Raw genomic sequence first — 23,004 nt, forward strand, 5'->3', positions numbered from 1 at the left:
GATGACGATGGCCAGGGCGCTCAACGAGGGTCTGCGCGTGGCCATGGAAAAGGACCCGACGGTGCTGCTGATGGGCGAGGACATCGGCCGCCTGGGCGGCGTCTTCCGTGTCACCGACGGGCTGCAGAAGGACTTCGGGGAGGCCCGCGTCTTCGACACGCCGCTCGCCGAGTCGGCCATCGTCGGGACCGCGATCGGCCTGGCCATCCGCGGCTACCGCCCGGTGTGCGAGATCCAGTTCGACGGCTTCATCTACCCCGCCTACGACCAGATCGTCAGCCAGCTCGCCAAGATCCACGCGCGGAGCAAGGGCAGCGTCCCCATGCCGGTGACGATCCGGGTGCCCTTCGGCGGTGGCATCGGCGCGGTGGAACACCACAGCGAGAGCCCGGAGGCGTACTTCGCGCACACCGCAGGCCTGAAGGTCGTCACCTGCTCCAACCCCGTCGACGCCCACTTCATGATCCAGCAGGCGGTCGCGAGTGACGACCCGGTGCTGTTCTTCGAGCCCAAGCGCCGCTACTGGGAGAAGGCCGAGGTCGACGTCGCCATGACGCCCGGCCCGCTGTGGCAGGCCCGCGTCGTCCGCGAGGGCAGCGACGCGACCCTGCTCGCGTACGGCCCGATGGTGAAGACCTGCCTGGACGCCGCCGCCGCCGCCGCCGAGAACGACGGCCGCAGCCTCGAGGTCGTCGACCTGCGCACGCTGTCCCCGCTGGACTTCGCGACCGTCCGCGAGTCGGTACGCCGCACCCGCCGGTGCGTGATCGTGCACGAGGCGCCGTCCAACGTCGGGCTCGGCGCCGAGATCGCGGCCCGGCTGGGCGAGGAGCTCTACTACGAGATGGAGGCCCCGGCGCTCCGGGTCACCGGCTTCGACACCCCCTACCCGCCCTCGCGGGTGGAGGAGGACTACCTGCCGGACCTCGACCGGATCCTGCACGCCGTCGACCGCTCCCTCGCCTTCTGATGTCCCGGCTGAAGCAGTTCATGCTGCCCGACCTCGGCGAGGGCCTCACCGAGGGCGAGATCCTGCGATGGATGGTGCAGCCCGGCGACAGGGTCGAGATCAACCAGGTGATCGTCGAGGTGGAGACCGCCAAGGCCGCAGTCGAGCTTCCGTCGCCGTACGCCGGTGTCGTGCACTCGATCCACCATGAGGTGGGCACCACGGTCGATGTCGGTGCATCGATCATCACCGTCGACACCGAGCCGGCGGCGGAGCCGTTCCCCGACGTCACCGGTCCGCAGGGCGCGTTGATCGGCGAGCTGGGGCCGGGCGGCCGTACGGCGACGCTCGTCGGCTACGGGCCCAAGGCGGGCGCGGCCACCCGGCGTCCACGCTCGGATGCTGCGGCGCCGGTCACGGCTGCGCCCGGTGCAATGGGACGCCCAGCGCCCGCGCGGGTGTCGGCCGCGCAGGTCGGGCAGACGGCGGCCAGAGCGGCCGGCGGCGTCCCGGTGCTCGCCAAGCCGCCCGTCCGCAAGCTGGCGAAGGAGCTCGGGGTCGACCTCGGACTGCTGTCCGGCACCGGCTCGGGCGGGACCGTCACCCGCGCCGATGTCGAGGGTGCCGCGGACACGGCCCGGGCGGTGCAGCCGGGCGCTGACCGCGACCCGGCCACCCGTGAACGGCGGATCGCGGTGAAGGGGGTCCGCAAGCACACGGCCGCAGCCATGGTCGAGAGCGCGTTCACGGCGCCGCACGTCACGGAGTTCCTCACCCTGGACATGACGCCGACGATGGAGCTGCGCAGCCGGGTACAGGCGATGCCGGACTTCGCCGGAACCGCCGTGACGCCCCTGCTGTTCGTCGCGAAGGCGCTGCTGCTCGCGGTCTCCCGCAACCCGGAGATCAACGCGAGCTGGGACGAGGTGGCGCAGGAGATCGTGGTCAAGGACTACGTCCACCTCGGCATCGCCGCGGCCACCCCCCGCGGTTTGCTGGTCCCGAACATCAAGGACGCCGACCAGCTCTCCCTGCCCGAGCTGGCGCGCGCGCTGCAGGAGCTGACCGAGACGGCACGGGCCGGCCGGACCGCACCGGCCGACATGACCGGCGGCACCATCACCATCACCAATGTGGGCGCCTTCGGTGTCGACAGCGGCACACCCATCCTCAACCCGGGCGAGTCGGCGATCCTGTGCTTCGGGGTGGTCCGCCCGACACCCTGGGTCGTCGACGGTCAGATCTGCATCCGGCAGGTGACGCAGCTGTCGCTGTCCTTCGACCACCGCAACGTGGACGGCGCACTCGGCTCGCAGTTCCTGGCCGACATCGCCCGGGTGCTGTCGGAGCCCGCCACCGGACTCGTCTGGGGCTGAGCCCGGCCCCATGCCGTCAGTGGGCCGGTGTCAGGTCGTCCAGAGGCTGGTGACCACCCCACGGTCGTCGGGGTCGCGAATGGCTGCCCGCGTATCGCGGGCGCGGATCTCGTCCTTCAGCTGCCTCATCGGCGGCGCCAACTGTGCGCCGAGGCCCTCGAGGTAGTGCAGCCGGCGCAGCGTGCCGTCCTCTTCCGGGGTGACCCGTTCCAGCACGGACAGCACAGCGGGCCTCGTCTCGTCGTCGCGACCGCCCAGGATAGGGCCGGACAGCCGCCGCCGGCAGCGGCCGATCGGGTGACGGCGCCGGCTGGACCGGAAAGGTCCCGCGCGGACCCGTGGCCGTTCCCGGAAGCCACGAAGGCCCGCCCCTTCGCGGGGCGGGCGCTCGTGCAACCGGTGGTCCGGGCTAGTAGACGTCGCGCTCGCGCGTGACGACCCGCTCCTCGCCGACCGTGGTGTCGCGGCGGCCGAAGACGAGCATGGTGAGCAGCAACCCGATGGCACCGGAGATCATCAGGATGACCCCGATGACGTTGATGTCGAGGCCGCTCACGTCGAAGTTCACCGCGAACGTGAGGATCGCGCCGACGGCGAGCAGGAAGACGCTGACGCCGATGCCCATGGTTCCTCCTTGGGGGTCGAGCGGCAGCAAGGACGCGCCGCGCTGAAGGCGATCTACCCCCACCTGCCGGGCGGACACCCGCCGGACGGGTGAGCTTGCCGTGTGCAACCCGTCCAGCGTTACCCGCCTCGCCCACAACCTGTCCGGCGTACGGAGGTCAGAACGCGGCCTCGTCGACCTCCATCAGGGACAGGTCCGTGGCCTCGGTGACGGTGCGCCTGGCGGCCAGTTCGGGCAGGACGGACGCGGCGAACCAGCGGGCGGCGGCGACCTTGCCCTGGTAGAACGCCGTGTCACGGGCGGCGGCGGTGGGCAGCTTCTCGAGCGCGACGACGGCCTGGCGCATGAGCAGCCAGGCGACCACGAGGTCGCCGCAGCTCATCAGCAGGCGGGTGGTGTTGAGCCCGACCTTGTAGATGTTCTGGACGTCGTCCGCCGAGGACATCAGGTCCTGCACCAGGTGCCCGTACATGGCCTGCACGTCCTCGAGGCCCCGGGCCAACAGCTCGCGCTCCTTGGTCAGGGAGTCGCCGCCGTCGGCCTTGGCGAAGTCCTGGATGTCGCCGAACAGCTTGCCGAGCGCGGTGCCCTTGTCCCGGACGATCTTGCGGAAGAAGAAGTCCATCCCCTGGATCGACGTGGTGCCCTCGTAGAGGGTGTCGATCTTGGAGTCGCGGATGTACTGCTCGATCGGGTAGTCCTGCGTGAACCCGGAGCCGCCGAAGACCTGCAGCGACGTGGCGAGCAGCTCGTAGGCCTTCTCCGAGCCGTAGCCCTTGACGATCGGGAGCAGCAGGTCGTTCAGGCGCACGGCGAGGTCGTCGACCTCGCCGGCGTGCGTGCTGAGCTCGACCGTGTCCTGCAGGCTCGCGGTGTAGAAGACCAGCGCGCGCAGGCCCTCCGCCCAGGCCTTCTGGCGCATCAGCATCAGGCGCACGTCGGGGTGGTGCGTGATGGTCACGCGCGGCGCGGTCTTGTCGGTCAGCTGGGTCAGGTCGGCGCCCTGGACGCGCTGCCTGGCGTACTCCAGCGCGTTGAGGTAGCCGGTCGACAGGGTCGAGATGGCCTTGGCACCGACGAACATGCGGGCGTTCTCGATGACCTGGAACATCTGCGCGATGCCGTCGTGGACGTCGCCCACCAGCGTGCCGACCGCGGGGTCCTTCTCGCCGAAGGTGACCTCGCAGGTGGTGGAGACCTTCAGGCCCATCTTCTTCTCGACGTTGGTCACGACGACGCCGTTGCGGTCGCCGAGCTTCCCGGTGTCGAGGTCGACGTGGTACTTGCTGACGAGGAACAGCGACAGGCCCTTGGTGCCCGGGCCGCCCGCCCCCTCGACGCCGACGGGGCGGGCGAGCACGAGGTGGAAGATGTTCTCCGGCCAGTCCCACTCGGCGGAGGTGATGAAGCGCTTCACGCCCTCCAGGTGCCAGCTGCCGTCGTCCTGCAGGCGGGCCGTGGTACGGCCGGCGCCCACGTCGGAGCCGGCGTCCGGCTCGGTGAGCACCATCGTCGCGCCCCACTGCCGATCGATCGCGAGCTCGGCGAACCGCTTCTGCTCGTCGGTGCCGTTGCGGTGCAGGATGGCGGCGAAGCCGGCGCCGGAGCCGAACATGTAGATCGCCGGATTCGCGCCCAGCAGCATCTCGTTGCAGGCCCAGCGCAGCGAGGGCGGAGCGCCGATGCCGCCGAGCGACTCCGGCAGGTCGAGCTTGTCCCAGCCGCCGTCGGCGTACGCCTGGTAGCTCTTCAGGAAGCTCGCCGGCAGGGCGACCGTGCCCGTCTCCTTGTCGAAGACCGGGGGGTTGCGGTCGGAGTCGGTGAAGCTCGCGGCCAGGTCCTCGGTGGCGAGGCGCTCCACCTCCCTCAGGACGTCGCGGGCACTGTCCTTGTCGAGCTGGCGGAACGGACCGGTGCCGAGCGTCGCATCGGTTCCGAACACCTCGAAGAGGTTGAACTCGATGTCGCGCAGGTTGCTCTTGTAATGACCCATCTGCTGCGGGGCTCCCTGTGTCGGCCGCGGAGTTACCGGCGGGTAGTGCCCAGGATGCTACCGACGGGTAACACATGCAAGCCCCCGACCGGGTGGAAGGACCGCGACGGGGCGGGTGTTGCCGGTCGGCATGACCGTCGACGTCCGTCGCGCGGACCAGCGGTTCGTCACCCGCGGCCAGGCGCTGGAGAGCCGGCACAGCTTCTCCTTCGGCCGGCACTACGACCCGGGCAACACGTCGTACGGCCTGCTGCTCCTGCACGACGAGCACCTCCTGCAGCCGGGCGCCGGCTTCCCGTCGCACCCGCACCGCGACCTCGAGATCGTCAGCTGGGTGCTCGAGGGTGCGCTGGTGCACGAGAATTCCTCCGGCGGCTCCGGCAGACTGGGGCCCGGGTCGGTGCAGGTCACGAGTGCTGGCTCCGGCATCCGGCACGCCGAGACGGCCGCGCGCGACGGCGGCACCCGGTTCGTCCAGATGTGGCTGCCGCCCGACGTAGCCGGCCGGCGGCCGTCCCACGAGCAGCGCCGGATGGACCTGCCGCCGGGGCTGCTCGTCCCCGTCGCCTCCGGTCGGCCGGGGCACGCGAAGGCGGTACGGATCGGCACCGGGCAGGCCGCGCTGCACGCCGCGAGGCTGGAGCCGGGGCAGGCGGTCGCGCTGCCGGCCGCCCCGTACCTGCACCTGTACGTCGCCCGGGGGAGCGTCCGGCTGGCGGCTGCCGGCGGCCTCGCGCAGGGCGATACGGCGCGAATGACCACGACGGACGGCCCGCGCGTGGTCGCGTCCACCGCAGCCGAGCTGCTCGTGTGGGAGATGCACGCCGCCATCGGGGCCTGAGTCGCCCGCCGGGCCTTCCTGCGCCGCCTGCTCGCCCAGCTCTCCAGCGGAGGTCGGTACTGGGGCATCCTGGGCGGATGCTGCCCACCGGTGCCTCCGCCCCGCGCCGGTGACCCTGCCCGCCGTCGTGCTGGTGGCCGCAGGCGGCGTGGCCGGCGCGCTCGCCCGGGCCGGCGTGGGTGCGGCGCTGCCGCACGAGCCGGGCAGCTGGGCCTGGTCGACGCTGCTGGTCAACGCCGTGGGGGCGGCGGCGCTGTGTGCGCTGCTGGTCAGTGGCCCGTCGGGGCGGACCCGGCTGCTCGTCGGCACCGGCCTGCTCGGCGGGTTCACCACCTTCTCGGGCCTGGCCGTGGACGCGGTGCTGCTCGTCGAGGCCGGCCGGCCACTGGCCGCAGCGGCGTACGTCGGTGCGGGCGTCGGCACGCTGCTCGCCGGGGCAGGAGCGGGGCTGCTCGTCGCGCGTGCGGTGCGGCGGTGAGCCTCACCGCCGCCGTCGCCCTGGGTGCCGCCCTCGGCGCACCGAGCCGTTATCTGCTCGACGGCGCCGTCCGCCGGTGGTGCGGGACGCGGCTGCCGTGGGGGACGCTGGCGGTCAACCTGCTGGGGAGCGCGGCGGCCGGGTTGGTGGCCGGCCTGCGACCCGGCGCGCTGTGGGTCAGCCTGCTCGCCGTGGGCTTTCTCGGCGCCTTCACGACGGCGTCCACGCTGGCCTGGGAGCTGGTGGAGCTCACGCAGCGTGGCGCTCTTCGCTCCGCCGGGCTGCTGCTGGTGCTGCACCTGCTGCCGGGCCTGGCGCTGGCCGGAGTCGGGCTGGCCGCGGGACTGGCACTGTGACGACTGCCCGGGGTCGCCGTTGCGTCAGTGCCGCGGCTCCGGGTCGTAGGACGTCCGGAAGACCCGCCGGCCCCCGACCCCGTCGCCGCCCGTGACGGTCCGGGTCACCGCGATCCGGAAGCCGCCGCCCGTACGCGCCTCGCGCGGCCCGTGCGAGGCACTCACCTGCCGGCCGCCGTTGTCGCCGTACAACGCCACCGTGACCGAGCCGGCCGTCGAGGAGGTCTGCACCGAGATGCCGTTGACCGTGTCGTTGCGGAAGCGGACGTCCAGCGCGCCGAAGTAGACGGTCGACTCGCGGCCGGGGGGATAGCGGCTGATGAAGAAGCTGTGCGGCTTGTGCTCGAGGATCGGCAGGCCGGCGAAGAACGCCGCGTTGAACAGCGTGGTGGCGAACTGTGACACCCCGCCGCCGACCTCGTCGATCAACTCGCCGTCGACGATCGCGCCGTCGGCGACGAAGCCGCGGGCCTTGGTACGACGCCCGGCCGTGTCGTTGAGGCTGAAGACGGCATCCGGGGCGACGTAGGCGCCGTCGACCAGCTCGGCGATCCGTCGGATGTTGGCCGCCCTCGGCTGGCCGGCCGTGAAGTACGTCGTGAAGGTGCCGATCAGCGTGCGCACTCCTGCGGCCTGCGCGCCTGCGGTGGTCAGCTGCGGCTCCACCGTCTGCAGCGGGAGCCACGCCTGCAGGCTGCGGTCGCCGGTCAGCACGAGGTCCGAGAGCATCGCCGTGGCGGCAGCGACGTCGACCGCCAGACCGGTCGAGCCGGGGACGACCCGGACCTCGGCCGGTTGCGGTGTCCAGCTGTAGTCGCCCTTGGCGTCGACCACCGGCGGCGGGGCCGGGATCTCGAAGCCGGCCTCGACGGCCGGCACGTCGAGGGCCTTCGCCTTCTGGGTGACCAACGTGTTCAGCGCGGGCTGGTCGACCTGCAGGCTCAGCGTCCCGCTCACCAGCTGTGCGGACAGCAGCGGCCCCACCTCACCCGGCAGGAGGCGCAGGGACGTCTCCCCCGTCGTCAGGGAGTAGGGGCCGCCCAACGCGCGGCGGGCCCGGGTGACGACCCGCTCGACGTCCGCTGCGCCGGTCGGCGGATCCTGCTCGGTCACGGGCACCGTGATCGGGCCTGCCCGCCCCTCCCGCAGTGCAGCCGCCACCGACCGGTCGGTCTCGACGCGGTCCAGCGTGCGCCCCGGCTGCGGCATCCGGGCCGCCACGGTGGTGCCGCGGACGGTGAAGCCACCCGGGTCGGGGAGCCGGTCCACGGTCGTCGCGAATTCGTCCAGCCGCGCGTCCAGCGCGGCCTGGTCGACGTCCACCGCGAGCTCGACGGCGCGGCCGGTCTCGCCGCCCAGCGCACCGAGCAGCGGCCCGAGGACGGCCGCGAGCGGACCGGTGCGTCCCGCGGACAGCGCCCGGTCGACGGTGGTGTCGACGTCCACGACCGCGAGCGACCGGTCGATCTCGCCCGCCACGTCGTCGGCGCGGACGGCCAGCACGCCCGAGGTGTGCTGGGCGCCAAGCTCGGCCACGGCGCGGCGCAGGTCGGCCCGGTCGAGGCCGCCGACCCCGGCGCCCGCGACGGTGGTGCCCGGCAGCGCCTGGGCGGTGCGGGTCAGGACGACAGCGCCGCCGCCGACCACTGCCGTCGCCAGAGCAGTCGCGCACACCGCGACCACGATCTTGCCGCGCACGCGGACCTCCTCGCTCTCGAAGACAGACGCTGTGGAGGGCGCCAGCGTTGCCGATGTGGGCGTGACGGTCTGATGACGATCGAACGGCAGGCGTGCCTCTTGCCCCGGTGGGTAGCGTCTGCAGGGATGCGCCCCCGTCGCCCGTTGCTGCTCGCCGTCGCCGCTCTGCTGGTGACGGCGTCCCCTGCTGCGGCCGCAAGCGGGATCACCTCGCCAGGGGCGGACGAGGTCGTCACGTCCGATCGCCTGGTCCTGCTGCGAGCCACCGTGGACGGCCCGGCGCTGGGCCCCAGCGAGCTCACGCTGCAGGGGCCGGGGGACGCGGCCGCCGAGGTGGTCGCGGTGCACGCTTCGCCGCAGGGCGGCGAGCTGGCGTACGACTTCGACACCGCGTGCGCGCGCCGCGCGTGCGTGGGACGGGTGCCGGCGGCGAACGGCTCCTGGACCGTCCGGTTGTCGGGTGCCGCCTCCGACGAGCGGTCGTTCGTGCTGCGCATCCCGCCTGCCGCGCCGACCGAGGTCGCCGCCGACAGCTCCGAGTCAGGTGCGTTGCTGCGCTGGCGCCAGGGGGCCGAGCCGGACCTGACGGGCTACGCCGTGGAGGACGCGGCGGGCACACCGGTGCTGTCCGACATCGGGCTGGAGGCCTGCGACGCCGAGGGCACCTGCCGCGCCGAGCTACCGGAGAAGGACGGCGCCTGGGCGGTGCGGGCCTTCCGGTCCACCTGCCCCGGCTGCAGCCGGACACTGCGTTCACCGCCCTCCGAGGTGGTCCGGGTCGGCGCCGCCTCCGGCACAGCAGTGCCGGGCCCGGCCGGTCCGGCCGCTCCGGGATCCTCGACCGGTCCGTCCGATCGCCCGGCCGGCCCCCAGGGTCCCGCCCAGAAGGATGCCTTCCGGCAGGCGTACGGCGCCGGCAGGCCGGTGGCGCTCGCCGCCCCGTCGGCCGGTGGATCGACGCCCGCGGGCGGTCAGCCGGCATCCGTCGCGCCGCCGCCGGACGGGTCGTACGACCCGGCACTGGACTACGCCACGCCGCCGGAGGCGCCGCGGCCGGCCCTGTCACGGGCGCAGGACGCCGTGGAGGGGGCGGTGCCTGGTAGCCGGCTGCAGCTGATCGTGCTGTCCGTCGTGATGATCGGGTCGTCCCTCTGGCTGCGCCGGTGGGCGCGCCGGGCCGCGCCGGTGCCGGTGGCCGGGTCGCACGGTGCGGGGCGTTCCCCGCGGGAGGACGAGTAGCCCGCTCCCGCGTACCGCGGTCACCTGCGCTCGTGCGGCCCTGTGCAGCAGCGCGGCCGCGGGGTCAGCCGGCGGCCAGGTGACGCCCGAGACGGCCGGCCTGCTCGCCGGCGCCGGTCTGCTCGCCGGAGGGGTCAATGCGCTCGCCGGCGGCGGATCGCTCATCTCCTTCCCCGCGCTGCTCGCGGCCGGCTATCCGCCGGTCACCGCGAACGTCACCAACACCGTCGCGCTGTTCCCCGGTTACGCCGGGAGCGTGGCGGGTGGCCGGCGGGAGCTGTCCGGGCAGGGCGGACGGGTCGCTGCCTTCGGGGTGGTCAGCGTCGTGGGGGCGGTGCTCGGCGCCGTGCTGCTGCTGACCACGCCGGGCGAGGTCTTCCGGGCCGTCGTGCCGTTCCTCATCCTGCTCGCCTGCGCGCTGCTGCTGGCCCAGCCCCGGCTGGCCCGGCTGGTGCAGCGCCGGACCGCCGGCGCACCCGGCGAGCGCTCACCGATGCTCCAGCTGAGCGTGCTGCTGGCCGCCGTCTACGGTGCCTACTTCGGGGCCGGCCTGGGCGTCCTGCTGCTCGGCGTCCTCGGCATCTTCCTGGGCGACCAGCTGCGCCGGATCAACGCGCTGAAGAACGTCCTGTCGCTGGTCGTCAACGCCGTGGCGCTGGTCGCCTTCGGCCTGTTCGGTCCGGTCGCCTGGGAGGCGGTACTCGTGGTGGCCACGGCGTCGCTGACCGGCGGCTATCTCGGCGCCCGGCTGGCCGGCCGGATTCCGTCGGGGCTCCTGCGCACCGTGGTGGTGCTCTACGGCGCCGTCGTCGCGGTGGTGCTGCTGGCCGGCAGCTGAGCCGGGAGGAGCCGCACAGGGCCTGCGGGCTCCATGCCGGCCATCGCGGCGGGCTGAGGGCGAGGCCGCCGATCTTCTCCGTTCGGTGCTGCTGGCTGTTGTCCCGACCTCGGCGTGGTCGGCGCGCCGGACCGCGTCGGCGACGAGCGGCCAGAGCCGCTGCCACCGCCCGACGATCTTGTCCGACGGGACGGCGTGGCCGCCGCCCGCGACACAGTTGATCTTCTGGATGCTGGATTCGCAGCAGACGCCCCGGCGTGTCCGCTGCCGATCCAGCACCGAAAGATCACCAGGCGTGAAGATCTTGGCGGCAACGCCCGTTAGCTATCCGCCGTCCGCCGGATCGTCTCCTGGCCCGTACGTGACGCCGGGACCGGAACGCGGATGGCGCGGGGGCGGGTCCCAGTGGGGCCCCGACAGCACGAAGGCGTCCCGCTCCTCGGACACGCTGGTTACGGCCACCACTGACCACTGCTGACCATCCCAGTGTTCCAGCTGCCACGGACCGACGTACCAAGTGACGCCGTTTTCGGCCACCACCGGGTTGTCGATCGCACGGTGTGCGCCGAGCGGCGGTGCGCAGGGGTACCCCGACGGATGAAGTGGTTGTCCCACGCCTGGCACAGCGACAGACGCTAGCGATCGACCGGTAGTCCGGCCAGCGCCAGAAGGCGCTTGCGGTCGCTCCTAGCCTTCCTGCCGCCCCTCGAAGTAGCCGCCAGTACCGTGCGTTGCTGAGGTCGGCAACGACGATGCCGCTGCCTCCCGCCGGAGGCCGGGTGCCGCCGGTCATGGATGTCAGGGTTCCGCCGAAGATCTTGGTCTCGTGTCGGCCCGGACCCGGCACGACAAACACGCCGTAGCGGCTGCCCGCTCGCTCGACGTGCTGCCACAGACGAGAGCCGCTAGCTAGTACCGTGCGCCCCGCCAAGATCTTCACGCCTGGTGATCTTTTGGTTGCTGGATCGGCAGCGGACACGCCGGCGCGTCTGCTGCGAATCCAGCATCCAGAAGATCAACTGCCGACGAGCCGCCGGACCTCGTAGGTGCGCACAGCGGCAGCTCGACGCTGGGCCCTAGCGGCGACATCCGAGAGCCGTTCTTGTGCGCGGCTCCGGCACCGCCGCAGAACCGCCAGTAGGGCTCGTCGGGGAACGAGGGGCTCAGCCTGCGCCACCGGCGTCTTGGAGAACTGGTTGGCTGCACGGGTGCGGCACCGCGAGCGGTGGGCTGTCAGCGCCCTCTTCTTCACCAACGGCGCGCTGTTCGCCTCGTTGCTTCCGCGCTTGCCGGAGATCAAGTCTTCGCTCGACCTGTCAGCCGGGCAGCTGGGTCTGGCCCTGCTGGGCATCGGGCTCGGCGGGCTGATCGGGAGCCTGGCAACCAGGCGGTTGCTGCCGAAGGCGCGCAGCCGCTGGGCGGCGGTCGGCTCGACGGTCGTGCTGGCGGCGGGGCTGCCGCTGGTGGGGCTGGCCCCGTCCGGCGGGGTCCTGTTCGCGATCCTCGTCGCGTACGGCGTCGCCGACGCCGTCACCGACGTGTCGATGAACGTGGCCGGCGTCGAGGTGCAACGACGCCTGGGCCGCACCGTGCTCAACTCGATGCACGGCATCTGGAGCATCGCTGCCGTCGTCGGCGGTGTCACGGGCAGCGGGGCAGCTGCACTGGGGTTGTCGCTGGTCGTGCACCTGGGAATGGTTGCCGCGGTCTGCGCCCTGGTGGGACTCCTGGCCGCGCCTTGGGTGCCGAGCGTGAGCGGCGAGGGAGCGCGGAATCCCGGAGCGGCACCCGCCCGCTTTTCCCCGGCGCTCGTCCTGCTCTGCGCACTCGCTGTCCTGGCGGCCCTCGTGGAAGCGGCCCCGTACTCCTGGAGCGCCGTGTACCTGGCGGAGCAGACGGGGGCTGACCCGGGTACGGCCGGGCTGGGCTTCACTGCCTTCGTCACGGGAATGGTGATGGTGCGGCTCGTGGGGGACAAGCTCGTCGATCGCTGGGGCCCCGTTCTCGTCGTGCGTGTCGGTGGCCTGGCCGGTGCGGTTGCTCTGGTGAGTGCGCTGTTGCTCGGTGGGACGGCCGCGGGCATCGTCGCCTTTGCCGTGATGGGCCTGGGGTCAGCCGCCGTCTTCCCGGCGATGATCACCGCCGCCGGCGCTCTGCCTGGCCAAGCCGTCCAGGCCATGAACATGGCCACCCGGGTCGGCTTCCTGGCGGCTCCGCCGCTCGTCGGGCTCGTCGCCGACGGCGTCGGTCTCACGCTGGCCCTCGGCGTGCTCATCGTTCCTGCAGCCCTGGGGCTGGCGATCTTCGCCGGCGCCGTTGCGACCGCACGGTGACGCGCGGGCGATAGGTGTAGATGTGTCGGGATCCTCACGCTTGAGTCTGACCTGCGGCGATGTGGTGGAGCGGGCGACGGGAATCGAACCCGCGTTCTCAGCTTGGGAAGCTGATGTTCTGCCGCTGAACTACGCCCGCAGCGGTACGACCCGGACTCTACTCGTCGGCCGTCCTGTCGGGCGCGGGCCGTCGCAGCCGGCCGATAGGGTCCGGGGATGCTGCTGAGCGATCGCGACCTCAAGGCCGCCCTCGCGTCGGGCCGCCTCGGCCTCACGCCCTACGACGAGGCGATGGTGCAGCCGAGCAGCATCGACGTCCGGCTGGACCGCTACTTCCGGGTCTTCGCCAACCACCGCTACACCCACATCGACCCGGCGGCGGCGCAGGACGACCTGACCGAGCGGCTCGAGCCGGACGGCGAGGAGCCGTTCATCCTGCACCCTGGGGAGTTCGTGCTCGGGTCGACGCTGGAGGTCATCTCGCTGGGGGACGACCTCGCTGCGCGCCTGGAGGGGAAGGCGCTGGCGCTCGACACCGAGGTGCCCACTCCGCGGGGCTGGACCACGATGGAGCACCTCGAGGTCGGTGACGAGGTGTTCGACGAGCAGGGACGACCGACGAGGGTCGTGGGCACGACGGACCCGATGGACAACCGGTCCTGCTACGAGGTGCTGCTGTCCGATGGCACGTCGTTCATCGCCGATGCCTCCCATGGGTGGGTGACGCGCACCAAGGCCGAGCGGGTGCGAGGGCAGGCTGGCAACAGTCGCACGACGGAGCAGCTGGCCTCGACGCTGCGGGTCGGTCGCGAGTGGAACCACCACATCGCGCTCGCCGGTCCGGCGCAGTACGCGGAGCGCGGGGACCTGCCCATCGACCCGTACGTCCTGGGCGCATGGCTGGGCGGGGCCACCTCGTCGTCGGCGACGATCACGACCGCCGACCAGCAGGTCATCGACGAGGTCCGCGGGGCGGGCGGCGAAGGTCACCGCGCGAGCACGCCGTACGGCTGGCGGAAGCACGTGCCGGACGCGTACCTCACGGCCGGCTACAAGCAGCGGCTGGCGCTGCTCCAGGGGCTGATGGACAGCGCAGGCTACGTCGACGAGGTCGGCCGCTGTGAGTTCGTGAGCATGCTCGAGCACCTCTCGGATGCGGTGGTGGAGGTGGCCGCATCTTTGGGACTGCGGCCGGTCAAGCGCAAGAAGCGGGTGACGCTCAGCGGCATCGAGCAGTCGCCTGGCTACCAGGTGACGTTCACCCCCCACCTGCCGGTGTTCCGGCTCGAGCGCAAGCTGGCGCGGCTTGCGCCGACGCGGCGGCAGTCGCCTGCCGTTCGTGTGACAAGCCGCCCGGTGGTGGCGGTGCGACCGGTGCCGAGCGTTCCCGTCCGCTGCATCCAGGTCGCGGCGCCCAGCGGGATGTTCCTGGTCGGCCGGACCTTCGTCCCGACCCACAACTCCTCGCTCGGCCGGCTCGGCCTCCTGACGCACTCCACCGCGGGGTTCATCGACCCGGGGTTCAGCGGGCACGTGACGCTGGAGCTGTCGAACGTCGCGAACCTGCCGATCAAGCTCTACCCGGGGATGAAGATCGGGCAGATCTGCGTTCTGCCGCTGTCGTCACCCGCCGAGCACCCGTACGGCTCGAGCGTCTACGGCAGCCGCTACCAGGACCAGCGCGGCCCCACACCGAGCCGGTCGCACCTGCGCTTCAGCCGGACGCCGACGCAGTAGCCCCGGCGCGTACGACAGCGGCCGCCCTCCCGGCGGGGAGAGCGGCCGCTGCGGCGTCGGACGCTGCGCTAGCTAGTCCTTCGGCTCCGGGGCGTGCGGGCTGCCCGGGCCCTGGCCCTCGCTGGCCCCGCCGGGCGCGTCGCCGGGGGTGCCGGTGCCCATGCCGGAGCTGTCGCCGGGCACCTCGGACAGGGTCGCGCCGGAGGACGCCGGGTCGCTGACGGTCGTGGCATCCGGGATGCCGCCGACCTGGGCGAGCTGGCCCTGGTCGGCACCAGCGCTGGCGCCGGCCGAGGCCTCGACCGGCGTCGCGCCCTGGCTCGTGTCGGCGCCGACCAGCGCCGGCGCCTTCAGCGAGCGGGCCAGGATCTGGCTGACGTCCAGGACCTGCACGCCCTCCTTGGCGGTGCCCTCCTGCTGCTTGGCGGTGACGGCGTCGCTCAGCATGACGATGCAGAACGGGCAGGCCGTCGAGATCAGGTCCGCGTCGGTGGTGAGCGCCTCGTCGGTGCGCTCGACGTTGACCCGCTTGCCGATCTTCTCCTCCATCCACATCCGGGCCCCACCGGCACCGCAGCAGAAGCCGCGCTCCTTGCAGCGCGACATCTCGACGGTCGAGAAGCCCGGGATGGCGTCGAGGATCTCGCGCGGCGGGGTGTAGACCCGGTTGTGCCGGCCCAGGTAGCACGGGTCGTGATAGGTCACCTTCTCGTCGACCGGCGTGACCGGGACCAGATGGCCGTCCTCGACGAGCTTGCCGAGCAGCTGGGTGTGGTGCACCACCTCGTAGTCGCCGCCGAGCTGCGGGTACTCGTTGGCCAGGGTGTTGAAGCAGTGCGGGCAGGTCGCCACGATCTTGACGTGGTGCTCGCGGCCGGCGCCGACCTCGTTGAGCGTCTCGACGTTCTGCTGGGCGAGCATCTGGAAGACGAACTCGTTGCCCAGGCGGCGGGCCGGGTCACCGGTGCAGGCCTCGTTGCCGCCGAGAATGGCGAACTCCACGCCCGCGGTGTGCAGCAGCTCGGCGAAGGCGCGGGTGACCTTCTTCGCCCGGTCCTCGAGCCCGCCGGCGCAGCCGACCCAGAACAGGTACTCCACCTCGTCCGGGATCGTGTCCTCGACGATGCGCACCTCGAAGGGCAGGCCCTGTGTCCACTCGGTGCGGGTGCTGTTGTTGAGCCCCCACGGGTTGCCCTTGTTCTCCAGGTTGCGCAGCATCACGCCGGCCTCGGACGGGAAGGCCGACTCGATCAGCACCTGGTAGCGGCGCATGTCCAGGATGTGGTCCACGTGCTCGATGTCGACCGGGCACTGCTCGACGCACGCGCCGCAGGTCGTACAGCTCCAGAGCACGTCCGGGTCGATGACGCCGCCCTCCTCGGCGGTGCCGACGAGCGGGCGTACGGCCTGGTCGTGGTTGGTGCCCTTGACCCGGGCGTAGCCGTCCTCGGGCACGTCGTGCCCGGTGTCGGTGCCGGCGTCCTGGAAGTTCGGGACGTGGTCCTCGGGAGCCGTCTGGGTGCCCAGGATGTACGGCGCCTTGGCGAACAGGTGGTCGCGCAGGTTCATGATCAGCAGCTTCGGCGACAGCGGCTTGCCGGTGTTCCACGCCGGGCACTGCGACTGGCAGCGGCCGCACTCGGTGCAGGTCGCCATGTCGAGCATGGCGCTCCAGGTGAAGTCCTCGACCTTGGCAACGCCGAAGGTGTCGACCTCGGGGTCGGCCTCCTCCAGCTCGAGCACCTTGCCGTTGCTCATCATCGGCGGCAGCCCGCCGAGGGCGATGCCGCCGGGGTTGCGCTTGGTCAGCACGTTGATCGGCGCGAGGAAGATGTGCAGGTGCTTGGAGTAGGTGACCATCACCAGGAAGCCCATGACGACGGCGATCTGGCCGATCACCATGACGTCCTCGATGCGCTCGTTGACCGTGTGGCCGAGGGGCGCGAGCGGCAGCGACAGCAGGTAGGAGAAGAACGGGGCCATGGGAGTGGCCTGCCACGGCGAGACGCCGGTGTTGAGCTGCGCGGCCCGGATCCCGAACAGCGTGAAGACGACCAGGAAGATCATGCCGAGCACGACCCACGCGGCGGTGGTGTGCGAGCCGTAGAAGCGCGAGTCGCGGCCCATCTGCTTGGGCTCGGACCGCAGCCGGATGATCGCGAAGGCGATCAGGCCGAGCAGCACGGCCACGGCAAACAAGTCCTCGAGGAAGCCGAGCGCGCGGGTCCTGCCGATGACCGGGATGTGGAAGTCGACGTCGAACAGGGCCCCGAAGGCCTCGATGATCGTGAACGTGAGGATGAGGAAGCCCCAGAACACGAAGAAGTGCGCCAGGCCGGGGACGTTCCACTTCAGCAGGCGGGCCTGGCCGAAGACCTCGACCACCTGGGCGACCAGCCGCTTGGGCCAGTCGTCCAGCCGACCCGGTGCGGGCTGCCCGGCCGCGATCATCCGGTAGAGGAAGAGCACCCGGCGCCCGGCGACGGCCAGGGCGACGACAGTGATCAGCAGACCGAGCACCAGGCGCACGATCATGTGCGTTTCCACGGGACCTCCGGGTACGGGCGGCGCACCGTGCGCACCGCGGCCTCGGGAAGCCTACGACCCGCCCCGGACCGCTTGCTACCGACGGGTAACCAGAGGGACGTACGCGTTCCTGCGCCAGTGTCCCCGCCGGGCCCGCCCGGGGCGCACCCGCCCCCAGCCGACTCCGTGCGCCGACACCCGACGTCCTCGCTCGCGAGGTTGCGCCTCACGGGTCGGTCAGCACTGCCAGCATCTGCGCGTCCGACGGCCCGAGCACCTCAGCGTGGGTCTGCTACGCGTCCCAGGAACAGCACGGCGCCGGTCGACTCATCCTGGATCACGAACAGGAACGGCCGGTCCACGGTGACCGTCGGCCCGGCTGCCTGCCATCGCGCCTCCGGAGGCCGCGGCCGGACGGCAGCGACTCGTCGTAGTGCATCGTCGGTACGTCCACCCGTGTGCCGTCCGCCAGCAGGAACGGCTGGTTGCTGGTGCGTGCGGGCGGGAACGGGAACTTCCAGTCCGCCTGGAGGTGCAGGGCGTTGGCGAGGACGAGCCGGGTGTCGGGCCGGATCGACCCCTGCGGGAAGAGCTCCTCGATCTTCTGCCGGGTCGCCTCGGCCACCCACGCGTTGACGGCCGCCCGTGCCCCCTCCGGGTTGCCGGAGATGTCGAGCTGGGCCAGCGCGACGCCGTAGTGCCCGGTCAGCGTCTGGACGTAGTCGTCCAGCAGCTCCAGGCCGCCGTCGGCCCAGACGCGGTTGGCGATGTCGATGTCGACGCCGTCGGTGCTGCCCCGGGAACGCAGCTCGCGGTCGAGGGCGTTGCCGAGCTCGTGCAGCCGGTGTGTGCAGGCTGCCGGGCCCGAGCGCGAGGTCGCCCTCCTCCTCGGCGGCCACCGTGCGGTAGAGGTCGACAGCGAAGGCCAGCTGTGCCGTCGTGAAGTCGCGGAGTTCGGCCGGTGAGGTGGCCGGCGCCGTCCGCTCGCTGTCGGCGCCGAGCGCCGCGCTCAGCCGCCGTACTGATTGCGGTGGATGGCCTCCTTCAGTGGTCGTCGCCTGCGCCAGCCGTGACGTTCGAGGTCAGGCGCTTCTTCGAGGTGACTGACGGGGCCGAGGCACAGGTACGCGACGGGCCGAAGGGGCACCGGGATGCCGAGAAGATCGCTGAGGAACGGCTCCCGGTAGAAGGACACCCAGCCGACGCCCATTCCTTCTGCTGTCGCGGCCAGCCAGAGGTTCTGGATGGCGAGACAGGTCGAGTACAGGCCCGCATCGGCGATGGCATGGCGACCGAGCACAGCCGGCGATCCGCGCTGCGGATCGTAGGTGACGACGATCCCGAGGCTGGCGTCGAGGATGCCCTCGATCTTGATCCGCGAGAACGTGTCCCGCTGGGCGTCCGAGAGGGTGGCGCTGAAGGTCTCCCGCTCGTGTGCCACATGCCGCTGGAACCGCTGCCGCAGGGACACGTCATCGATCACGATGAAGTCCCAGGGTTGCGTCAGTCCCACGCTCGGCGCAGCATGCGCGGCGGACAGCACTCGGCCAAGGACGCCGCTGTGGACTGGTGCCCCGGTGAACTCCGCTCGGACATCGCGGCGTCGGTTGATCACGTCATAGAGGTCGCTGGACACAGACTGCTCCCGTCGTCTGGCTGCCTGCGCAGCCGTCGCGCGAGGCCGATCTTCCCCGGTCGCCGCTACAGCGCGAGGTCGAGGATGCGCGCGGCAACCTGCAGGACGACGACGGTCAGCGGGCCGGCCAGCAGCAGCGCGAGCACGATGGCGAGAACGCGCATGCGCCAGTTGGGACCGCCGCGACTGTTCCGCATCTCCGTGAGCACCTCACGAGAGTGGCACAGGCCACTTTCTTGAGTCGGGAACACTCAGCCCGGTTTGACGATTGAGGCGAGAGACAGTACCCTGAGTGCCAGGCACTCAATCCGTACGAAGGAGCTTCTTCATGGCACGCGCCGTCGGTATCGACCTCGGTACCACCAACTCCTGCGTCAGCGTCCTCGAGGGCGGCGAGCCCAGCGTGATCGCCAACGCCGAGGGTGCCCGCACCACCCCCTCCATCGTCGCCTTCGCCAAGAACGGCGAGGTGCTCATCGGCGAGGTCGCCAAGCGCCAGGCGGTCACCAACGTCGAGCGCACCATCCGGTCCGTCAAGCGGCACATCGGCACGGACTGGAAGACCGCCATCGACGGCAAGGACTTCACCCCCCAGCAGATCAGCGCCTTCGTGCTGCAGAAGCTCAAGCGTGACGCCGAGAGCTACCTCGGCGAGCCGGTCACCGACGCGGTCATCACCGTGCCCGCCTACTTCTCCGACGCCGAGCGCCAGGCGACCAAGGAGGCGGGCGAGATCGCCGGCCTCAACGTGCTGCGCATCGTCAACGAGCCCACCGCGGCGGCGCTGGCGTACGGCCTGGACAAGGGCGAGAAGGAGCAGACCATCCTGGTCTTCGACCTCGGTGGCGGCACCTTCGACGTCTCGCTGCTCGAGATCGGTGACGGCGTCATCGAGGTCAAGGCGACCTCGGGTGACAACAAGCTCGGCGGTGACGACTGGGACCAGCGCGTCGTCGAGCACCTGGTCAAGCAGTTCCAGCTGTCCAACAACGGCATCGACCTGTCCGGCGACAAGATGGCCATGCAGCGGCTGCGCGAGGCGGCCGAGAAGGCCAAGATCGAGTTGTCGGCCAGCCAGAGCACCGGCATCAACCTGCCCTACATCACGGCCAGCCCCGAGGGCCCGCTGCACCTGGACGTGACGATCACGCGGGCGGAGTTCCAGCGGATGACCCAGGACCTGCTCGACCGCTGCAAGGGCCCGTTCCAGCAGGCCATCAAGGACGCCGGCATCTCGCTCAGCGCGATCGACCACGTCGTGCTCGTCGGCGGTTCGACCCGGATGCCGGCAGTGTCCGAGTTGGTCCGCGAGCTCACCGGCAAGGAGCCCAACAAGGGCGTCAATCCCGACGAGGTCGTCGCCGTCGGCGCCGCGCTGCAGGCCGGTGTGCTCAAGGGTGAGGTCAAGGACGTCCTACTGCTCGATGTCACCCCGCTGTCCCTGGGGATCGAGACCAAGGGCGGGATCATGACCAAGCTGATCGAGCGCAACACCACCATCCCGACCAAGCGCTCGGAGGTGTTCACCACCGCCGACGACAACCAGCCGTCCGTGCAGATCCAGGTCTTCCAGGGCGAGCGCGAGATGGCGCAGTACAACAAGAAGCTCGGCATGTTCGAGCTGACCGGACTGCCGCCGGCGCCGCGCGGCGTGCCGCAGATCGAGGTCACCTTCGACATCGACGCCAACGGCATCGTGCACGTCTCCGCCAAGGATCTGGGGACGGGCAAGGAACAGCGGATGACCATCTCCGGCGGCAGCGCGCTGCCCAAGGACGAGGTCGAGCGGATGATGCGCGAGGCGGAGGAGTACGCCGAGGAGGACAAGAAGCGCCGCGACGAGGCCGAGACCCGCAACTCCGCGGAGCAGCTGGTCTTCACGACCGAGAAGTTCCTCGGTGAGAACGGCGACAAGCTGCCCGCCGAGGGCAAGGCCGAGGTCGAGACCGAGCTGACCGACCTCAAGTCCGCGCTCGGTGGCAGCGACATCGCCGCGATCAAGTCCGCGGCGGAGAAGGTCGCCACCAAGAGCCAGGAACTCGGCGGGGCGCTGTACGCGCAGCAGGCCGCCGAGGCGCCCGATGCTCCCGGTGCGGCTCCCGAGGACGACGGGGTCGTCGACGCCGAGGTCGTGGAGGACGAGCACAAGTGAGTGACCGCGACGAGGGCTGGGACCTCGACCCCGACCGGGTGGTGGTGCGCGACCGGCGGCGGCTGGACCCGGAGTCCGGCGAGGTGCGTAAGACAGCGGCCGGTCCCGCGGCGCCGGCTCCGGCAGCCGAGCCCGGGACCAGCACCGACGCCGGGACCAGCACCGACGCCGGGACCAGCGCCGAGGGCGGTTCCGCGGCCGACGGCGGAACCGACCGGGTCGCCGAGCTGACGGCCGACCTGCAACGCGTGTCGGCGGAGTACGCCAACTACCGCAAGCGGGTGGACCGTGACCGGGTGGCGGTGGTCGAGATGGCGACGGCCGGGCTGCTGTCCGGGCTGCTGCCGGTGCTCGACGACATCGACCGGGCCCGTCAGCACGGCGACCTCACCGGCGCCTTCGCTGCGGTGGCCGATTCGCTGGCGCAGCTGACCGGCAAGCTCGGGCTCGAGCAGTTCGGAGAGCCGGGTGACCCCTTCGACCCCGCGGTGCACGAGGCGCTCATGCAGGCCGAGCCCGATCCGCAGGCCAGCGTCGCCACCTGTGCCGCGGTGCTGCAGAAGGGCTACCGGCTGTCCGCCGGCCGGGTCCTGCGCCCGGCGCGGGTCTCGGTCGCCGAGCCGTCGGCCGTAGCACCTGACGGAACCTGAGAGGAGGGGGACGCCGTGAGCGCACGCGACTACGTGGAGAAGGACTACTACGCCGCTCTCGGCGTCCCCAAGGATGCCAGCGCGGCCGACATCAAGAAGGCCTACCGCAAGCTGGCCCGGGACCTGCACCCCGACACCAACCCGGGTGGCGAGGAGCGGTTCAAGGAGGTGTCGGAGGCCTATGACGTACTGTCCGACACCGCCAGACGCAAGGAGTACGACGAGGCGCGCAGTCTGTTCGGCAGCCTCGGCGGAGTCGGTGGACGCGCGGCGGGCGGCTACGCCGGCGGTGGCACACCCGGCTTCGATCTCGGCGACCTGTTCGCCCGGGCCGGTGGACAGGCCACCGGTGGCTTCGGCGACGTGCTCGGCGGTCTGTTCGGCAACACCCGCGGCACGGCGGGCCGCGCCCCGCGCCGAGGCGCCGACGTCGAGGCCGATGTCACGCTGGCGTTCCTCGACGCGGTGCGCGGCGCGACGGTGCCACTGAACCTGACGACGACCGGCCCGTGCGGGACCTGCGGGGGTTCCGGTGCCGCCCCGGGGACCGCGCCGCACGCCTGCGCGACGTGCCAGGGCGCCGGCGTGACCTCCCGCAGTCAGGGGGGTTTCGCCTTCAGCGAGCCCTGTCGGGCCTGCCGGGGCAGCGGCCGCACGGTCGACACCCCCTGCCCGACCTGCGCCGGCGCGGGCCGCTCGGTGCAGACCAAGACGCTCAACGTCCGCATCCCCGCCGGGGTCACCGACGGGCAGAAGGTGCGGCTTGCCGGCCGAGGCGGCTCGGGGGAGCGCGGCGGCCCCGCCGGTGACCTGCTGGTGAACGTGCACGTCTCGCTCCACCGGTGGTTCGGCCGCAAGGACGACCACCTGACGGTGACCGTCCCGGTCACCTTTCCCGAGGCCGCCCTCGGCGCGAACGTCAGCGTCCCGACCCTCGACGGCCCGGTCACGCTGAAGATCCCCCCGGGCACGACGACCGGCCGCACGTTCCGTGTCCGCGGTCGCGGGGTCCCCGGCAAGGGCGATTTGCTCGTGACGGTCGAGGTCGCCGTACCGCAGAAACTCAGCGGCGAGGCGAAGAAGGCGCTCGAGGCCTTCGCCGCCGCAGCGCCCGAGGACCCACGGGCGCACCTCGGCGAGGAGGTCTCGTGATGGAGGAGGACCGGCCCGTCTTCGTCATCTCGGTCGCTGCCGAGCTGTCCGGGATGCACCCGCAGACGTTGCGGCAGTACGACCGGCTCGGCCTGGTGACACCTGGTCGCGCGGGCGGCGGCGGTCGCCGCTACTCCTCGCGCGACGTCGCCCTGCTGCGCGAGGTGCAGCGGCTCTCCCAGGAGGAGGGCGTCAACCTCGCCGGCATCAAGCGGGTCATCGAGCTGGAGAACCAGGTCGAGGCGCTGCAGTCCCGGCTGGCCGAGCTGACCGGGGAGCTGGCCGCGACGCAGACGGCGCTGGCGAATGCTCGCGGCGACGCGTTGGCCAGCATGCGTCGGGATCTGGTCCCCGTGCGCGACGCGGCGCTGGTGGTCTGGAAGCCACAGAAGCGCTAGGCGCGCAAGCACGAGCACAGGTCACGA

The 23,004-nt window shown here is 71.7% G+C and carries 19 protein-coding genes, 1 tRNA gene and 2 pseudogenes; 14 read left to right on the forward strand and 8 right to left on the reverse strand.

Annotated elements, in window-relative coordinates; genetic code table 11:
* Positions 1 to 7 precede the first annotated feature (7 nt).
* Together WD794_06815 and WD794_06820 are read left to right on the forward strand one after the other, a co-directional pair.
* Complete coding sequence (locus WD794_06815; GenBank protein MEX2290021.1) at positions 8 to 970, forward strand: alpha-ketoacid dehydrogenase subunit beta; 963 nt, start codon at positions 8 to 10, stop codon at positions 968 to 970.
* Positions 970 to 2,325: a dihydrolipoamide acetyltransferase family protein gene (locus WD794_06820; protein ID MEX2290022.1), complete on the forward strand. Its 1,356-nt coding sequence runs from the start codon at positions 970 to 972 to the stop codon at positions 2,323 to 2,325. The genes WD794_06815 and WD794_06820 overlap by 1 nt, the downstream gene beginning before the upstream one ends.
* 30 nt (positions 2,326 to 2,355) lie before the next feature.
* On the opposite strand, the gene WD794_06825 is transcribed toward WD794_06820, so the two are convergent.
* The 3 genes from WD794_06825 to WD794_06835 all read right to left on the reverse strand — a co-directional run bounded on the left by WD794_06825 (position 2,356) and on the right by WD794_06835 (position 4,943).
* Complete coding sequence (locus tag WD794_06825) at positions 2,356 to 2,550, reverse strand: hypothetical protein (GenBank protein ID MEX2290023.1); 195 nt, start codon at positions 2,548 to 2,550, stop codon at positions 2,356 to 2,358.
* 184 nt (positions 2,551 to 2,734) lie between these two features.
* Positions 2,735 to 2,950, reverse strand: coding sequence for a DUF6458 family protein (locus tag WD794_06830; GenBank protein ID MEX2290024.1), 216 nt, complete (start codon positions 2,948 to 2,950; stop codon positions 2,735 to 2,737).
* A 157-nt stretch (positions 2,951 to 3,107) separates the two neighbouring features.
* Positions 3,108 to 4,943, reverse strand: a complete 1,836-nt coding sequence (locus WD794_06835) for an acyl-CoA dehydrogenase (GenBank protein ID MEX2290025.1) — start codon at positions 4,941 to 4,943, stop codon at positions 3,108 to 3,110.
* A gap of 130 nt (positions 4,944 to 5,073) precedes the next feature.
* On the opposite strand from WD794_06835, the gene WD794_06840 reads away from it, so the two are divergent.
* From WD794_06840 to WD794_06850, 3 genes are all read left to right on the forward strand, one after another.
* The gene (locus tag WD794_06840) at positions 5,074 to 5,784 is read left to right on the forward strand and encodes a pirin family protein (GenBank protein ID MEX2290026.1); all 711 of its coding nucleotides are present in this window, start codon (positions 5,074 to 5,076) and stop codon (positions 5,782 to 5,784) included.
* 109 nt (positions 5,785 to 5,893) lie between these two features.
* Complete coding sequence (locus WD794_06845; GenBank protein ID MEX2290027.1) at positions 5,894 to 6,262, forward strand: CrcB family protein; 369 nt, start codon at positions 5,894 to 5,896, stop codon at positions 6,260 to 6,262.
* Positions 6,259 to 6,618: a CrcB family protein gene (locus WD794_06850; GenBank protein MEX2290028.1), complete on the forward strand. Its 360-nt coding sequence runs from the start codon at positions 6,259 to 6,261 to the stop codon at positions 6,616 to 6,618. The genes WD794_06845 and WD794_06850 overlap by 4 nt, the downstream gene beginning before the upstream one ends.
* Before the next feature lie 24 nt (positions 6,619 to 6,642).
* Here the strand turns inward: WD794_06850 and WD794_06855 are convergent, their stop codons facing one another.
* Entirely contained in the window at positions 6,643 to 8,316 is a 1,674-nt protein-coding gene (locus WD794_06855) for a VanW family protein (protein MEX2290029.1), read from the reverse strand.
* A gap of 126 nt (positions 8,317 to 8,442) precedes the next feature.
* Here WD794_06855 and WD794_06860 point away from each other — a divergent pair, with 126 nt between their 5' ends.
* The 3 genes from WD794_06860 (at position 8,443) to WD794_06870 (ending at position 12,726) form a co-directional block, all read left to right on the forward strand.
* Positions 8,443 to 9,555 carry a hypothetical protein gene (locus tag WD794_06860; protein ID MEX2290030.1) on the forward strand — a complete coding sequence of 371 codons (1,113 nt, stop codon included), beginning with the start codon at positions 8,443 to 8,445 and terminating at the stop codon, positions 9,553 to 9,555.
* Between the two features lie 79 nt (positions 9,556 to 9,634).
* Entirely contained in the window at positions 9,635 to 10,393 is a 759-nt protein-coding gene (locus tag WD794_06865; protein MEX2290031.1) for a sulfite exporter TauE/SafE family protein, read from the forward strand.
* Positions 10,394 to 11,589: 1,196 nt separating this feature from the next.
* Entirely contained in the window at positions 11,590 to 12,726 is a 1,137-nt protein-coding gene (locus WD794_06870) for an MFS transporter (GenBank protein MEX2290032.1), read from the forward strand.
* Positions 12,727 to 12,791: 65 nt separating this feature from the next.
* Here WD794_06870 and WD794_06875 read toward each other — a convergent pair.
* Positions 12,792 to 12,865 (reverse strand) — tRNA-Gly (locus WD794_06875).
* A gap of 77 nt (positions 12,866 to 12,942) precedes the next feature.
* On the opposite strand from WD794_06875, the pseudogene WD794_06880 reads away from it, so the two are divergent.
* A pseudogene (locus tag WD794_06880) lies at positions 12,943 to 13,248 on the forward strand (dCTP deaminase).
* Between the two features lie 939 nt (positions 13,249 to 14,187).
* Positions 14,188 to 14,463, forward strand: a pseudogene (gene dcd, locus WD794_06885) (dCTP deaminase).
* A gap of 72 nt (positions 14,464 to 14,535) precedes the next feature.
* On the opposite strand, the gene WD794_06890 reads toward dcd, so the two are convergent.
* The 3 genes from WD794_06890 to bluB all read right to left on the reverse strand — a co-directional run bounded on the left by WD794_06890 (position 14,536) and on the right by bluB (position 18,625).
* Positions 14,536 to 17,010: a (Fe-S)-binding protein gene (locus tag WD794_06890; GenBank protein ID MEX2290033.1), complete on the reverse strand. Its 2,475-nt coding sequence runs from the start codon at positions 17,008 to 17,010 to the stop codon at positions 14,536 to 14,538.
* Positions 17,011 to 17,326: 316 nt separating this feature from the next.
* Positions 17,327 to 17,908 (reverse strand): serpin family protein, encoded by a 582-nt coding sequence (locus WD794_06895; GenBank protein ID MEX2290034.1) that lies wholly within the window; start codon positions 17,906 to 17,908, stop codon positions 17,327 to 17,329.
* A gap of 90 nt (positions 17,909 to 17,998) precedes the next feature.
* Complete coding sequence (gene bluB / locus WD794_06900; protein ID MEX2290035.1) at positions 17,999 to 18,625, reverse strand: 5,6-dimethylbenzimidazole synthase; 627 nt, start codon at positions 18,623 to 18,625, stop codon at positions 17,999 to 18,001.
* Between the two features lie 328 nt (positions 18,626 to 18,953).
* Between bluB and dnaK the strand changes: the two genes are divergently transcribed.
* Genes dnaK through WD794_06920 form a run of 4 tightly spaced genes read left to right on the forward strand, consistent with a single transcriptional unit; the run spans position 18,954 to position 22,977 of the window.
* On the forward strand, positions 18,954 to 20,777 hold the full coding sequence (dnaK, locus tag WD794_06905) for a molecular chaperone DnaK (GenBank protein MEX2290036.1): 1,824 nt from the start codon (positions 18,954 to 18,956) through the stop codon (positions 20,775 to 20,777).
* On the forward strand, positions 20,774 to 21,427 hold the full coding sequence (gene grpE, locus WD794_06910; GenBank protein ID MEX2290037.1) for a nucleotide exchange factor GrpE: 654 nt from the start codon (positions 20,774 to 20,776) through the stop codon (positions 21,425 to 21,427). The genes dnaK and grpE overlap by 4 nt, the downstream gene beginning before the upstream one ends.
* A 15-nt stretch (positions 21,428 to 21,442) precedes the next feature.
* Positions 21,443 to 22,579, forward strand: a complete 1,137-nt coding sequence (dnaJ, locus tag WD794_06915) for a molecular chaperone DnaJ (protein ID MEX2290038.1) — start codon at positions 21,443 to 21,445, stop codon at positions 22,577 to 22,579.
* Complete coding sequence (locus tag WD794_06920) at positions 22,579 to 22,977, forward strand: helix-turn-helix transcriptional regulator (protein ID MEX2290039.1); 399 nt, start codon at positions 22,579 to 22,581, stop codon at positions 22,975 to 22,977. The genes dnaJ and WD794_06920 overlap by 1 nt, the downstream gene beginning before the upstream one ends.
* Positions 22,978 to 23,004 lie beyond the last annotated feature (27 nt).

This window comes from Mycobacteriales bacterium (assembly GCA_040902655.1).
Taxonomy (GTDB): domain Bacteria; phylum Actinomycetota; class Actinomycetes; order Mycobacteriales; family SCTD01; genus SCTD01.